The organism is Acidocella sp. C78 (genome assembly GCF_907164655.1).
Window position 1 is genome coordinate 51,328 of sequence record NZ_CAJQZK010000005.1, and the last position, 13,851, is coordinate 65,178.

Annotated in this window: 11 protein-coding genes; 3 read left to right on the forward strand and 8 right to left on the reverse strand. The window is 71.0% G+C overall.

Features of this window, described 5'->3' with window-relative positions:
* Nucleotide 1 precedes the first annotated feature (1 nt).
* The gene (gltX, locus tag ACIDOCELLA78_RS000000101550; protein WP_201728097.1) at nt 2–1,336 is read left to right on the forward strand and encodes a glutamate--tRNA ligase; all 1,335 of its coding nucleotides are present in this window, start codon (nt 2–4) and stop codon (nt 1,334–1,336) included.
* A gap of 88 nt (nt 1,337–1,424) precedes the next feature.
* Here gltX and ACIDOCELLA78_RS000000101555 read toward each other — a convergent pair whose 3' ends face one another.
* A complete protein-coding gene (locus tag ACIDOCELLA78_RS000000101555) occupies nt 1,425–2,114 on the reverse strand; it encodes an OmpA family protein (protein WP_201728098.1) in 690 nt (229 codons plus the stop codon).
* Nucleotides 2,115–2,363: 249 nt separating this feature from the next.
* Between ACIDOCELLA78_RS000000101555 and pyc the strand changes: the two genes are divergently transcribed.
* Complete coding sequence (gene pyc, locus ACIDOCELLA78_RS000000101560) at nt 2,364–5,807, forward strand: pyruvate carboxylase (protein ID WP_201728099.1); 3,444 nt, start codon at nt 2,364–2,366, stop codon at nt 5,805–5,807.
* 36 nt (nt 5,808–5,843) lie between these two features.
* On the opposite strand, the gene ACIDOCELLA78_RS000000101565 is transcribed toward pyc, so the two are convergent.
* From ACIDOCELLA78_RS000000101565 to ACIDOCELLA78_RS000000101595, 7 genes are all read right to left on the reverse strand, one after another.
* On the reverse strand, nt 5,844–6,779 hold the full coding sequence (locus ACIDOCELLA78_RS000000101565) for a glycosyltransferase family 4 protein (RefSeq protein WP_249675311.1): 936 nt from the start codon (nt 6,777–6,779) through the stop codon (nt 5,844–5,846).
* Nucleotides 6,780–7,099: 320 nt separating this feature from the next.
* Nucleotides 7,100–7,447, reverse strand: coding sequence for a Grx4 family monothiol glutaredoxin (gene grxD / locus ACIDOCELLA78_RS000000101570; protein WP_201728100.1), 348 nt, complete (start codon nt 7,445–7,447; stop codon nt 7,100–7,102).
* 32 nt (nt 7,448–7,479) lie between these two features.
* Complete coding sequence (locus ACIDOCELLA78_RS000000101575) at nt 7,480–7,713, reverse strand: BolA family protein (protein ID WP_007423628.1); 234 nt, start codon at nt 7,711–7,713, stop codon at nt 7,480–7,482.
* Nucleotides 7,714–7,730: 17 nt separating this feature from the next.
* Nucleotides 7,731–9,914: a phosphoribosylformylglycinamidine synthase subunit PurL gene (purL, locus tag ACIDOCELLA78_RS000000101580; protein ID WP_201728101.1), complete on the reverse strand. Its 2,184-nt coding sequence runs from the start codon at nt 9,912–9,914 to the stop codon at nt 7,731–7,733.
* On the reverse strand, nt 9,911–10,606 hold the full coding sequence (gene purQ / locus ACIDOCELLA78_RS000000101585) for a phosphoribosylformylglycinamidine synthase subunit PurQ (RefSeq protein WP_201728102.1): 696 nt from the start codon (nt 10,604–10,606) through the stop codon (nt 9,911–9,913). Before purQ ends, purL begins: the two co-directional genes overlap by 4 nt.
* A gap of 67 nt (nt 10,607–10,673) precedes the next feature.
* Nucleotides 10,674–11,534, reverse strand: a complete 861-nt coding sequence (locus tag ACIDOCELLA78_RS000000101590) for a 4-(cytidine 5'-diphospho)-2-C-methyl-D-erythritol kinase (RefSeq protein ID WP_201728103.1) — start codon at nt 11,532–11,534, stop codon at nt 10,674–10,676.
* An 11-nt stretch (nt 11,535–11,545) separates the two neighbouring features.
* The gene (locus ACIDOCELLA78_RS000000101595; RefSeq protein WP_201728104.1) at nt 11,546–13,240 is read right to left on the reverse strand and encodes a hypothetical protein; all 1,695 of its coding nucleotides are present in this window, start codon (nt 13,238–13,240) and stop codon (nt 11,546–11,548) included.
* 134 nt (nt 13,241–13,374) lie between these two features.
* Here ACIDOCELLA78_RS000000101595 and apaG point away from each other — a divergent pair, with 134 nt between their 5' ends.
* Nucleotides 13,375–13,803 (forward strand): Co2+/Mg2+ efflux protein ApaG, encoded by a 429-nt coding sequence (gene apaG / locus ACIDOCELLA78_RS000000101600; protein WP_201728105.1) that lies wholly within the window; start codon nt 13,375–13,377, stop codon nt 13,801–13,803.
* Nucleotides 13,804–13,851: the final 48 nt, after the last annotated feature.

Below are 13,851 nucleotides of genomic sequence, written 5' to 3' on the forward strand. Positions count from 1 at the left end.
CATGGTCAAGTTCCGTTTCGCGCCCTCCCCCACCGGTCATCTGCACGCGGGCAATGCACGCCTCGCGGTGGTCAACGCCCTCGCCGCGCGGGCGATGGGCGGCAGTTTGCTGCTACGCATCGACGATACCGACCGCGAGCGCTCGAAGCCGGAATACGAGGCGGGGATCGAACAGGATCTGCGCTGGCTCGGCATCGCCTGGGACGAGACGGCGCGGCAGTCCGACCGGATGGACCGCTACGCGGCGGCGGCCGAGCGGCTGAAGGCGGCGGGGCTGCTCTATCCGTGTTTCGAGTCGGAGGAGGAACTCGCGGCGAAGCGGGCGCTGCGGGCGAAGCGGCATCTGCCGCCGGTCTATGACCGGGCGATGCTGAGCCTGACGGCCGAGCAGCGGGCGGCGGCGGAGGCGGGCGGCAAGCGGCCCTATTTCCGGTTCAAGCTGTCGGACGGGGCGGTGGCGTGGAACGACCTGGTGCTGGGGCGGCGGGAGGTGGCGCTCGGCACCGTATCCGACCCGGTGCTGATCCGCGCCGACGGCACGCCGCTCTATACCTTCACCTCGGTGGTGGACGATCTGGAGCTGGGGGTGACGCATGTGGTCCGCGGCGAGGATCATGTGACCAACACGGCGGTGCAGATCGACCTCATGCGCGCGCTGGAGCCGCGGCGGGCGGTGCCGGCTTTCGGCCATCTGCCGCTGATTTCGGATGTGACGGGCGAAAAACTGTCGAAGCGGGCGGGCAGCGTTTCGGTGCGGCAGTTCCGGCGCGACGGGATCGAGGCGATGGCGCTGGTGTCGTACCTCGCACGGCTGGGCAGCCGGCGCGACCCGGAGCCGCTGACGCTGGAGGAGCTGGCCGGGACGTTCGACATTGGCGATTTCTCGCGCGGGGCGCCGCGCTTCGATCCGAAGCAGTTGCTGGCGCTGAACCGGCGGGTGCTGCATGGGCTGCCGTTCGAGGCGGTGGCCGAGCGCCTGCCCGAGGGGTGCGGCGCAGAATTCTGGATGGCGGTGCGGGGGAATCTCGACCTGCTGTCGGAAGCGCGGCTGTGGTGGGAGGTGGTGAGCGGCGAGATCGAGACGCCAGCGCTGCCGGAGGCGGCCGCGCTGCTGCAGACGGCGCTGGAGCTGTTGCCGCCGGAGCCGTGGGACGAGGCGACCTGGAAGGGATGGACCGGGGCGGTGGCGGCGGCGAGCGGGGCGCGGGGCAAGGCGCTGTATCTGCCGCTGCGGCTGGCGCTGACCGGGGAGAGCCACGGGCCGGAGCTAGCGGCGCTGCTGCCGCTGATCGGCCGGGCGCGAGCCGCGGCGCGCCTGGAGCGCGCCGCAGGATAATCAACGCGATTGGAACGCGCCGCGGGATAATCGGCGCGGCGCCCGCGCCGGAGCGAAACCGGCGCGGGGCCAGCAGGCAGGCGCCCGGTCAGCCGGCGGGGCTGGCGGGAGCGGCGACGTAGATTTCGACGCGGCGGTTGGCGGCACGGCCGGCGGCGGTGGCGTTGCTCGCGACCGGGTTTTGCGGGCCCATGCCGGAGGTGGCGATGCGCTGCGGCGCGACACCCTGGGCGGTGAGGAACGCCTTCACGCTGTCGGCCCGGTGCAGGGAGAGCGGATAGTTGATCGCGTTCGAGCCGGTATTGTCGGTATAGCCGATCACCTGGACCGTCTCGGCGGGGTTCTGCGCGAGGCCGCTGGCGAGCTGCCCGAGGATGGGATCGATCCGCGGGTTGAGATTGGCGCTGCCGGTGGCGAAGCCGGCATTGGCGGGGATGTTGATCTTCAGCCGGTTGTCCGCGGTGCGGCTGACCTGCACCCCGGTGCCCTGGGCGGTTTGGCTGAGCTGCTGCTGCTGGGCCTGGAGATGCTGGTTCCAGAGATAGCCGCCGAGAGCGCCGGCCGCGGCGCCGCCAGCTGCGCCGATCAGCGCACCGCGCGCATGGCCGCCGCTGGCCAGCGCGCCGATCAGCGCGCCGCCGGCCGCCCCGAGCAGGGCGCCGCCGGCGGTGTTGGTGACGGCACCATTGCCCTGGCCCGGTTGCTGGGCGCAGCCGGCAAGCAGGGAGACGGCGATCAGCGCCGAGGCGGTTCGTTTCAGGGACTTCGATCCGGACATTGTCTGCTCCTTGCGCCTGCCGCCATGTCGGGCCGGGGGCCGTGGCCGCCAACGGCTGGGCGCGGCGAAATGGTTAAAGTTTCGTCTTGAACGTGCTTAATGTTCTGTTTCGTTATTAAAGCATGCGCCGTCAGGAGGAAACCGCCCGTCCCGCGCCGGGTTTTTCGCAGCGCACAAAAACGCCTTGCCCTCGTTGCCGGGAGACCATAGGCTCGGCTCTTCAAAAAATGACAAGGGAGGCACAGGGCGGTGCAGACATTCAGGCGACTGCTGGTGGCGAACCGGTCGGAAATCGCGATCCGGGTGTTCCGGGCGGCGACCGAGCTGGGGATTACCACGATCGGCGTCTATGCCGAGCAGGACAAGCTGTCGCTGCACCGGTTCAAGGCGGACGAGGCCTATCTGATCGGCGAGGGGATGGGGCCGATCGAGGCGTATCTGTCGATCGAGGAGGTGCTGCGCGTCGCCGAGGAGGCGAAGGCCGACGCGATCCATCCGGGCTACGGGTTTTTGTCGGAAAATCCGGAATTCGCCGAGGCCTGCGCGGCGCGGGGGATCGCGTTCATCGGGCCGGCGCCGCAGACGATGCGCACGCTCGGCAACAAGGTGGCGGCCAGGCAGCTCGCCGAGAGCGTGGGCGTGCCGGTGATGCCGGCCTCCGCACCGCTGCCGCGGGATGCGGCGGAGATCGGGCGGATCGCCGCGGAGATCGGCTATCCGGTGATGCTCAAGGCCTCCTGGGGCGGCGGCGGGCGCGGGATGCGGCCAATCGAGGGCGCGGAGGGGCTGGCCGAGCAGGTGGAGACGGCGCGGCGCGAGGCGCTGGCGGCGTTCGGCAATGACGAGGTGTATTTCGAGAAGCTGGTGCGGCGGGCGCGGCATGTCGAGGTGCAGATCCTCGGCGATTCGCACGGCAATCTCGTGCACCTGTTCGAGCGGGACTGCACGATCCAGCGGCGGCACCAGAAGGTGATCGAGCGCGCGCCGGCGCCGTATCTCGACGCCGAGACGCGCGCGGGGCTGTGCGCGGCGGCGCTGGCGATCGGCCGGGCGACCGATTACCGCAACGCAGGCACGGTGGAGTTCCTGCTCGACCGCGAGACCGGGCGGTTCTATTTCATCGAGGTCAATCCGCGCATCCAGGTGGAGCACACGGTGACCGAGGTGGTGACCGGGCTCGACATCGTGAAGGCGCAGATCCGCATCGCCGAGGGCGGGCGGATCGGGCGGCCGGACGAGACCGGGATTCCGGCGCAGGAGGCGATCGTGCTCGACGGGCACGCGCTGCAATGCCGGATCACCACGGAAAACCCGGAGAACAACTTCATTCCGGATTACGGACGGATTTCCGCCTATCGCGGGGCGTTCGGCTTCGGCATCCGCCTCGATGGCGGGACGGCCTATTCCGGCGCGGTGGTGACACGCTTCTACGACGCGCTGCTGGAGAAGGTGACCGCCTGGGCGCCGACGCCGGAGGAGGCGATCGCGCGGATGGTGCGGGCGATCCGCGAGTATCGCATCCGCGGGGTGAGCACCAACCTGCCCTTCCTGGAGGCGCTGCTGACGCATCCCGCGTTCCGCGCCGGGGATTACACCACGCGGTTCATCGACACCACGCCGGAGCTGTTCGCCCTGCCCCGCCGGCGCGACCGGGCGACGCGGCTGCTGCGCTACATCGCCGACGTGACGGTGAACGGGCACCCGGAGACGCGGGGGCGGCGGCGGCCGGCGGCGAGCGCGCGGCGGCCGGAGGTGCCGCGGCTGGCGGCGGCGCCGGTCGAGGGGACGAAGCAGGTGCTGGAGCGGCTCGGGCCCGAGGGATTCGCGCAATGGATGCGCGAGCAGACGCGGGTGCTGGTGACCGACACGACGATGCGCGACGCCCACCAGTCGCTGCTGGCGACGCGGATGCGCAGTTACGACATCGTCGCCGCCTCGCCCGCCTATGCCGCCGGGCTGCCGGGGCTGTTCTCGCTGGAATGCTGGGGCGGGGCGACCTTCGACGTCGCCATGCGGTTCCTGACCGAGAGCCCGTGGGAGCGGCTGCGCGAGATCCGCGCAGCGGTGCCGAACATCCTGTTGCAGATGCTGCTGCGCGGGGCGAACGGGGTGGGCTACACCAATTATCCCGACAACGTGGTGCGGCATTTCGTGCGGCGCGCGGCGGCGGGCGGGATCGACCTGTTCCGCATCTTCGACTGCCTGAACTGGGTGGAGAACATGCGCGTCGCCATCGACGCGGTGCGCGAAAGCGGGCGGCTCGCCGAGGGGGCGATCTGCTACACCGGCGACATTCTCGACCCGGAGCGGGCGAAATATTCGCTGAACTACTATGTCGGGCTGGCGAAGGAGCTGGAGGCGGCGGGCTGCCACATCCTCGCGATCAAGGACATGGCGGGGGTGCTGAAACCCTCGGCGGCGGGCGTGCTGGTGCGGGCGCTGAAGGAGGCGGTGGGGCTGCCGATCCATCTGCACACGCATGACACGTCGGGGATTTCGGCGGCGACGGTGCTGGCCGCGGTGGAGGCCGGGGTGGACGCGGTGGACGCGGCGATGGACCCGATGTCCGGCCTGACCTCGCAGCCCTGCCTCGGCTCGCTGGTGGAATCGTGGCGGCATACCGAACGCGACGCCGGGCTCGACCCGGTGGCGATCCGCCGGCTGTCGTTCTACTGGGAGGCGGTGCGGGCGCAGTATGCGGCGTTCGAGAGCGACCTGCAGTCCGGCGCGTCGGAAGTGTATCTGCACGAGATGCCGGGCGGGCAGTTCACCAACCTGCGCGAGCAGGCGGCCTCGATGGGGCTGGCCGAGCGCTGGCACGAGATCGCCCGCGCCTATCGCGACGTGAACATGATGTTCGGCGATATCGTGAAGGTGACGCCGTCGTCGAAAGTGGTGGGGGACATGGCGCTGATGATGGTCAGCCAGGGGCTGTCGGTGGGCGACGTGCTCGACCCGACGCGGGAGATCGCCTTCCCGGCCTCGACCATCGAGATGCTGCGCGGCGATCTCGGCCAGCCGCCGGGCGGATGGCCGGAGGCGTTGCAGGCGAAGGCGCTGCGCGACGAGGCGGCCTACACCGTCCGCCCCGGCTCGCTGCTGGCGCCGGCCGATCTCGACGCGCTGCGCGCCGAGGCGGAGAAGCGGTGCGGCGCAAAGATCGACGAGGACGAGCTGGCCGCCTATGCGATGTATCCGGACGTCTATGCCGCCTACCGCAAGGCGCGCGGGCATTACGGGCCGGTGGCGGTGCTGCCGACGCCGGTGTTCTTCTACGGGATGGAGCCGGGCGAGGACATCGCCGTGGATATCGAGCCGGGCAAACGGCTGGTGATCCGGTTGCAGACGCTGACCGAAACCGACGATGACGGCGATGTGCGGGTGTTCTTCGAGCTGAACGGCCAGCCACGCATGGTGAAGGTGCCGAATCGGGCGGCGACGCCGAGCCGCGCGCACCGGCGCAAGGCGCAGGACCAGGCCGAGGGCGAGATCGGCGCGCCGATGCCCGGCGTGATCGCCAGCGTGCTGGTGGCCGAGGGCCAGGCGGTGACGCAGGGCGAGGCGCTGGTCGCGATCGAGGCGATGAAGATGCAGACGCGGATTGCGGCACCCCGCGACGGGCGGGTGAAGGCGCTGCACGTGAAGCCGGGCGATGCGGTGGACGCGAAGGACCTGCTGGTCGAGATCGGGTAGAGCCTTCATCCCCGATCCGGACGGATCGGAAGGTGCTCAGGCGCGCTGCAGCGCCTCGTCCAGCGTGGCGAAGATGGTTGTCGGCGCGTAGTGGCGGCGGATATAGGCGAGCGCCTCGGCCTCGCCCCCGCCATGGGCAAGGGCGGCGAGGATGGTGGCGCCGAAGCTGGACGCGCTGTCCGCCGTGTAGACCGGCATGCAGCCATCCGGCGCGAGACCGGCCCGCGCATCGGGGGTGGCGACCGTCCAGAGGCCGTGGCGGGCATAATCGAGCAGCTTCACCTTGAGGCCGGAACCGGCGCGCAGCGGCGCGATGGCGAGGCTGGCGGAATGCAGCAGCGGCGCGAGATCGGCGATGCGGCCCAGCCGGTGCACCCCGGCCGGCAGGCGGCCGAGTGCTGCGCCGCAATCGCCGGCGAGATCGAGCCGCAGCAGCGGCCGGGCGCGGCGCAGGCCGGGCCAGATCTCGCGCAGGAACCAGCGCAGCCCGTCGAGATTCGGCAGGTTGTCGGAGCCGACGAAGACCAGCCGGTCCGGATTGCGGGCAGCGCCCGGCGGGCGCGGCAGCGGAATGGCCGGCATCGGCACGGTGAGGACGCGCCGGGATGGGCACATGCCCCGCAGCAGCGCGGCCTCCTCGGGCTGGATGGCGACGAGGGTGCCGGCGCGGGCGAGCAGGGCGGCCTCCTGCGCGCGGTCGAGCTCGGCGGGGGCGACGCGGTAGCCGGCGAGGCGCAGCGCGGCATGGCGGCGGTGAAACACATCATGCGTGAGCAGCACCGCCGGGATGCCGGTCAAAGACGGCTCATCGAGCAGCGGGGCACGGAAGATGGTGTCGATCAGGATCGCATCGGGCCGGCTCTCGGCGATGCGCCCGGCGATCCAGCCGGAATCGGGCGCCGCAATGCTGGCACCGAGCACGACGTCGGTACTGCCGCGGCGCGGCAGCAGGCCGGGGACGACGCGGCGCAACAGGGCGGCGGCGGCGGCGCGCGGCTCGGCGGCGACAAGGAAGCGACCGACACGGAAAAGACGCCGGCCCGGCGACGGGCACAGCGCCCGGGGCGAGGCGCATTACCGGCGCGGGCAGGCGCGGACGGGTCAGGTAGAGATCGACCGTGTGGCCGGCCGCGCGCAGATGGGTGATGAGGGCGTGATTATAAGCGAGATGACCGGCAGCGCCTGGGCGCGGCCATTCATCGGTGACGAAGCAGAAACGGCGGGTCAGGCCATCGCGTGGCATGGCAACGGGGTGCGCTGTCGGCACCGCGGAACCGGACCCGCCGGGACGCTCAGGCGCCGGTCTTGGCGATCCCGTTCTGGTCGAACAGGGTCTGCAATTCGCCCGACTGGAACATTTCGGTCACGATGTCGCAGCCGCCGACGAACTCACCCTTGACGTAGAGCTGCGGAATGGTCGGCCAGTTGGAGAACTGCTTGATTCCATCGCGCAGCTCGGGGTCTTCGAGCACGTTCGCGGTCTTGAAGGGGACGCCCATGTGGGTGAGGATCTGCACCACACGGGCGGAGAAGCCGCATTGCGGGAACATCGCCGTGCCCTTCATGAAGAGCATGACGGGGTTTTCGTCGACGGCGGTCTTGATGCTGGCGAAGGCCTGATTTTCGGTGGCCTGGCTCATGGGGTATCTCCTGGGGAAAAAGGGCGCCGGCGTTACTCGGGCGCCGAGGTCTGCAACGCGAGGGCGTGCAGCACGCCGCCCATCCGCCCTTGCAGGGCGGCATAGACGAGCTGATGCTGGCGCACCCGCGAGAGGCCGCGGAACTGCTCGCTGACGACGGTGGCGGCATAGTGCTCGCCATCGCCGGCGAGGTCTTCCACGGTAATCCGCGCGTCCGGCAGGGCGGACTTGATCATGTCCTCGATTTCGGCGGCCGACATGGCCATGGGATTGTCCTCGTCGTTCAGGCGAACCAGCGCGCGAAGAAGGCTTCGTGCGCGGCACGGATTTCCGATATTGATATGGCGATGCCGTCCGGGCCTGTCAAATGATCGCCGCCGCTGCGGCCGAGGGCGCGGGCGGGAATGCCGGCGGCAGCGGCCGCGGCGAGCAGGGCGGGGCCATCTTCCGTCGCCGCGACGTAGCGGGCCTGATCCTCGCCGAACCAGAATGCGTGCGGGGCGAGGGTTTCGGGGATCGCGGCCAGGGCGATGCCGGTGTCGCCGGCGAGCGCCATTTCGGCGAGGGCGACGAGCAGGCCGCCATCCGACACGTCGTGGCAGGCGGCGATGGCGCCGGCGCGGATCTGGCTGCGGACGAAATCGCCATTGCGCTTCTCGGCCGCGAGGTCGAGCGCGGGCGGCGCGCCGTCCTCGCGGTGGAGGATTTCGCGAAGGAAGAGCGAGGCGCCAAGCTCGCCGCCTGTCTCGCCAATCAGCACGAGGTCGAGGCCGGGGGCGAGGGCGATGCCGGTGGCGGCGGCGCCATCCTCGATGACGCCGAGGCCGCCGATCGCCGGGGTGGGCAGGATCGCGGTGCCTTCGGTCTCGTTGTAGAGGGAGACGTTGCCGGAGACGATCGGGTAGTCGAGCGCGCGGCAGGCTTCGCCCATGCCGCGGATGGCGGCGACGATCTGGCCCATGATCGCGGGTTTTTCTGGGTTGCCGAAATTCAGGTTGTCGGTCACCGCGAGGGGGGTGGCGCCGGTCGCGGTGATGTTGCGCCAGGATTCGACGACGGCCTGCGCGCCGCCGGTCTCGGGGTCGGCGACGCAGTAGCGCGGCGTGCAATCGGTGGTGAGTGCGAGGGCGCGGCGGCTACCCTCGATGCGGACGATGGCGGCGTCGGCCTGGCCGGGGCGGCGCAGCGTCTGCCCGCCGACGGTGCCGTCATACTGGTTCCAGATCCAGGCGCGGGAGGCGAGGTCGGGGCAGCCGATGAGGGCGAGCAGGGCGGCGCCGGGCGCGACCGGGCTTTCGACCGGGCCAAGCGGGGCGGGTTTCGCGGGTTCCACCCAGGGGCGCTCGTAGAGCGGCGCCTGATCGGCCAGCGGGGCAAGCTCGATATCCGCCTCGGTGCGGCCCTGATGGCGCACCACGATGCGGCCGGTATCGGTGATGCGGCCGATGACGGCGAAGTCCAGCTCCCATTTCTCGAAGATGGCGCGGGCCATGGCCTCGCGGCCGGGCTGGAGGACGATCAGCATGCGCTCCTGGCTTTCGGAGAGCATCATCTCGTAGGCGGACATGCCGGTCTCGCGCTGGGGGACGGCATCAAGCTCAAGCTCGATGCCGACGCCGCCCTTCCCCGCCATCTCGACCGAGGAGGAGGTGAGGCCGGCGGCGCCCATGTCCTGAATCGCGACGATGGCGTCGGTCGCCATCAGTTCGAGGCAGGCCTCGATCAGCAGCTTCTCGATGAAGGGGTCGCCGACCTGCACGGTGGGGCGCTTTTCCTCGGCGTCGGCGCCGAATTCGGCGGAGGCCATAGTGGCGCCGTGGATGCCGTCGCGCCCCGTCTTCGAGCCGACATAGACGACCGGGTTGCCGATTCCGGCGGCGGCGGAGAGGAAGATGCGGTCTTGATCGGCGATGCCGACGGTCATCGCGTTGACCAGCGGATTGCCGTTGTAGGAGGGGTGGAAATTGGTCTCGCCGCCGACGGTGGGCACGCCGACGCAGTTGCCGTAGCCGCCGATGCCGCGGACCACGCCATCGACCACGCGCTTCGTCACCGGCAGCGACGGGTCGCCGAAGCGCAGGGCGTTGAGGTTGGCGACCGGGCGGGCCCCCATGGTGAAGACGTCGCGCAGGATGCCGCCGACGCCGGTCGCGGCCCCCTGGTAGGGCTCGATGAAGCTCGGGTGGTTGTGGCTCTCCATCTTGAAGATCGCCGCCCTGCCCTCGCCGATATCGACCACGCCGGCATTCTCGCCGGGGCCGTGGATGACCCAGGGGGCGGTGGTCGGCAGCGTTTTCAGCCAGATGCGGGAGGATTTGTAGGAGCAGTGCTCGGACCACATGACCGAGAAGATGCCGAGCTCGGTGAGCGTCGGCACCCGGCCCATGATGGCGAGGACGCGGTCGTATTCCTCGGCGGCCAGACCAAAGGAGCGGGCCAGCGCGGCGTCGATCACCGTGGGGTTCATGCCGCCCTCCCGATGGCGTTGAGACTGTCGAACAGGGGTTTGCCGTCGATGCCGCCGGTAGCCGGGTCGACCAGGTTTTCCGGGTGCGGCATCAGGCCGAGAATGCGCAGGCCGGGGGCGTAGATGCCGGCGATGTTGCGGGCGGAGCCGTTGAGATTGGCGGCTTCCGTCGCGGCACCGGTCGCATCGACATAGCGGAAGGCAACCAGCCCCTCGCCTTCCAGACGGTCGAGCGTTTCGGAATCGGCGATGTAGTTGCCGTCGCCATGCGCCATCGGGGCGCGGAAGACAGCGCCCTTGTCATACCGGCCGGCGAAGACCGTGTCGTTGCGCTCGACGCGGAGGCGGCAGTCCATCGAGAGGAAACGCAGCCCGGCATTGCGCAGCAGCGCGCCGGGGAGAAGCTGCGCCTCGGTGAGGATCTGGAAGCCGTTGCAGACGCCGAGCACGTAGCCGCCGCGCTTCGCGTGCTCGACCACGGCGCGCATCACCGGGGACTGCGCCGCCATCGCGCCGCAGCGCAGGTAATCGCCATAGGAGAAGCCGCCGGGGATCACCACGAGGTCGAGCCCGGCGAGGTCGGTCTCGCGGTGCCAGACGAGGCGCGGCCTGGCGCCTAGGCTCGCCTCGAGGGCGATGGCGATGTCGCGTTCGCGGTTGATGCCGGGGAAGAGGATGATGCCTGCGCGCATGGTTCGTGCTCCGTCTTGCCGCGTCTTGCCCGTCCCGGGCGGGGGATGCAACCGGGGGCGTGCGGGTTCAGCCCTGCGCCGGCGCCATCTGCCCCTCGCCGCCCCAGCACCACCAATCCGCGCGGTTGAGGCGGACGGCGGCGCGGCGGGCGGCCTCGGCATCGGGAAACACGCCGAAACAGGTCGCCCCCGAGCCGCTCATCCGCGCCAGCAGGCAGGAGTCGGAGACCGCGATGGCGGCGAGCACCTCAGCGATGACGGGCGCGAGGGTGATGGCGGCGGATTGCAGGTCGTTGCCGAGGCGGGCGAGGTCGGTCGCCATGCGCGCGGCGGTCGGCCAGCGCGCGGGCAGCACCGCCGGGGGCGAAAACCCGCCGGCGCGGGCGCGGAAAATGGCCGGGGTCGAGACCGCGATACCGGGATTGACCAGCAGCAGGCCGAAGGGCGGCAGCGCGGGCGCGGGGGCGAGGATCTCGCCGATGCCGGACATCCGCGCCGGGCGCCGGGCGAGGCAGACCGGAACATCGGCGCCGAGGCCGAGAGCGAGATCGGGCGGGATGGGCACGTTCCAGCGCGCCGCGAGCAGGCGCAGCGCCGCCGCGGCATCGGCCGAGCCGCCGCCGATGCCCGAGGCGACGGGCAGCGACTTGGTCAGGCGGAAGGCGGCCTCCGGCGCGCGGCCGGCATGCACGGCGAAGCGGGACGCGGCACGGAGGACGAGATTGTCATCCTCGCCGGACAGCGCCGCAGCGAAGGGGCCATCGACCGCAAGCGACAGGCCGGCGGCGGGCGCGATCGCCAGTTCGTCGCCGACCGGCGGAAAGACCACGAGACTGTCGAGCAGGTGGTAGCCATCGGCCCGCCGGCCGGTGACATGGAGATGGAGGTTCACCTTCGCGCAGGCGAAGCCGGGGGCAGCGTCGGTCATGTCGGGGTCTCTCAGCTTGCGGCGGCGGCCTTGAGCCGGGCCTCGATGCGGGCGCGCAGCTTCGCGTCGGGATGCAGGGAGAGCGCGCGCTCCCACTGGTGCTCGGCGGCGAGACGGTGACCGGCGGCGGCATAGATGTCGGCGAGGTGGGCGTTCACCTCGGGATCGTCCGGGGCGAGGTGGACGGCGTGGATCTGCGTCGTCGTCGCTTCGGCGAGCTTGCCCTCGCGCAGCAGGACATAGCCGAGACTGTCGATGATCGCGCCCTCGCGCGGATCGACGGCGAGGGCCTGGCGCAGCATCCGCTCGGCCTCGGCCAGGCGCTCGCCGCGCAGGGCCCAGGAATAGGCCAGATAGTTGAGCACGAAAGGCTGGCCGGGCGACAGGGCGAGCGCCTCGTGCAGATCGGCCTCGGCGGGTTTCCACTGGCCGGCATGATCCTCGGCGATGGCGCGGGCGTAGAACAGCGACCAGGCGCGGGCCGGCAGCGGCTGGCCGGCGCGGGCGATCGCGGCGGTGGACAGGCGGATGGCGGCGGCGTTGTCGCCGGCGGCGCGTTCGATATCCGCGGCGAGGGCGAGCGGTTCGGTGGCGCGCGGATGGGCTTTGGCCAGCGCCGCCAGCGCCGACAGCAGCGGACGCCCCTGGCCGAGGCCGATCAGGATGTTGGCGCGCTGAAGCAGGGCGGGCGCGTAGAGCGGATCATCTGGAGGGATGGCGGCGAGCAGCGCCGCGGCGGCGTGGGGGTGCTTGTCCTGCACATCGTCATCGGCGGCGAGCATGCGGGCGGCGGCAAGGTTCGGGCGCAGGCGCAGCGCGAAGCGGAGCAGGAGGCGGCGAAGCAGCGGGTCCTGCCGGCGGTTTATCGTGCCGGCGAGGGTCAGATAGGCCTCGGCGATGCCGTCACCGGCGGAACCGATGACCGGGGTGGCGGCGGCGCGTTCGAGCGCGGACAGGGCAATGCCGAGATCGGGATGGGCGGCGACGAGCGCGGCGAGAATGGCGCGGGCCTGGGCGGGATGGCCGCCGCGTGCGGCGAAGCTGGCCAGCGCCTGGGCAAGCCGCAGGCTGGGCGGCCCGGCGCTGGTGGCGGCGGTAACGGCATAGAGCCGGGCCGCCTGCGCCTCACGCCCTGCCATGTCGGCGATGAGGGCCGCGTTCAGGTGGTCGATCGGGGCGAAGGCGCCGGCCTGCGCGGCGCGGCCGAGACGCGCGATGGCGGCGCCGTAGTCGGCGTCGCCCGCCTCGCACCAGGCGAGCAGCAGCGGCCGGACCAGTCCGGTCAGCCCTTCGGCGGGGAGGCTGGCGAAATGGGCGGCGGCGGCTTTCCAGTCGCCCCGGCGAACCGCGGCATCGGCCAGGGTCATGGCGGCGAGCGGGTCGCCCGGCAGGCGGACGGCAAGCCGCGCCGCGTCAGGCCGGCCAGCCAGCAGGGCGCTGAGAAAGGACTGGCTGGCAAGGGCGGCATTGCCGGGGTCGCGCGCGAGGGCGGCGCCGAAATAATGCGCCGCGGCCTCGTTGTCGCCGGTCTGGGCGGCATAGGCGCCGGCCATGTAGGCGCCATAGGGCGCGCGCAGCGCCGGCAGGTCCGGCGAAGCGGCACACGCGCCGGGGACGGCCGCGCCGGCGGCAAGACAGAAGGCAAGGGCGGCGGCGCCGCGGCGGGTGAGCGCGCGGCGCAGCGCCGCGACCGAAAGCCTGTGCATGGCGCCTACCTACTCCCGATCCGCCGCGCGGTCACGCCCGGGGGAATGGGGGCACGGCTTGTCCTCCGCCGTGGCGGGGTTTACAAATTGATGAAGGTCGGGAAGCGGCCATAGGAGACGATAGCGGCGACGCCATGACGACCCGACGCGTTCACCAGACCGGCGACCTGTTCGTCAACGAAGATGCCAGGATCAAGGTCAGCATCCGGGCCATCTTCCTTGAAGATCAGTCGCGCCCGGACGACCGTCATTTCGTCTGGGCCTATCAGGTGCGGATCGAGAATGTCGGGCAGGTGACGGCACAGCTCTTGCGCCGGACCTGGACGATCACCGATGCCACCGGCCATGTCCAGCACGTTCACGGACCGGGTGTGGTGGGCGAGCAGCCGGTGCTCGACCCCGGCGACACGTTCGAATACACTTCGGGCACACCGCTGGAAACGCCCTCGGGCTTCATGTCGGGGATTTTTCACATGGTCGCGGTGGATAGCGGCGAGGAGTTCGACGTGCCGACGCCGGGCTTCAGCCTCGACAGCCCGCACGCCGACCACCGGCTGCACTGAGGCGGCGGATGCGCCTCGCGCCCGCCCAATGGCGCGATGACGGCACAC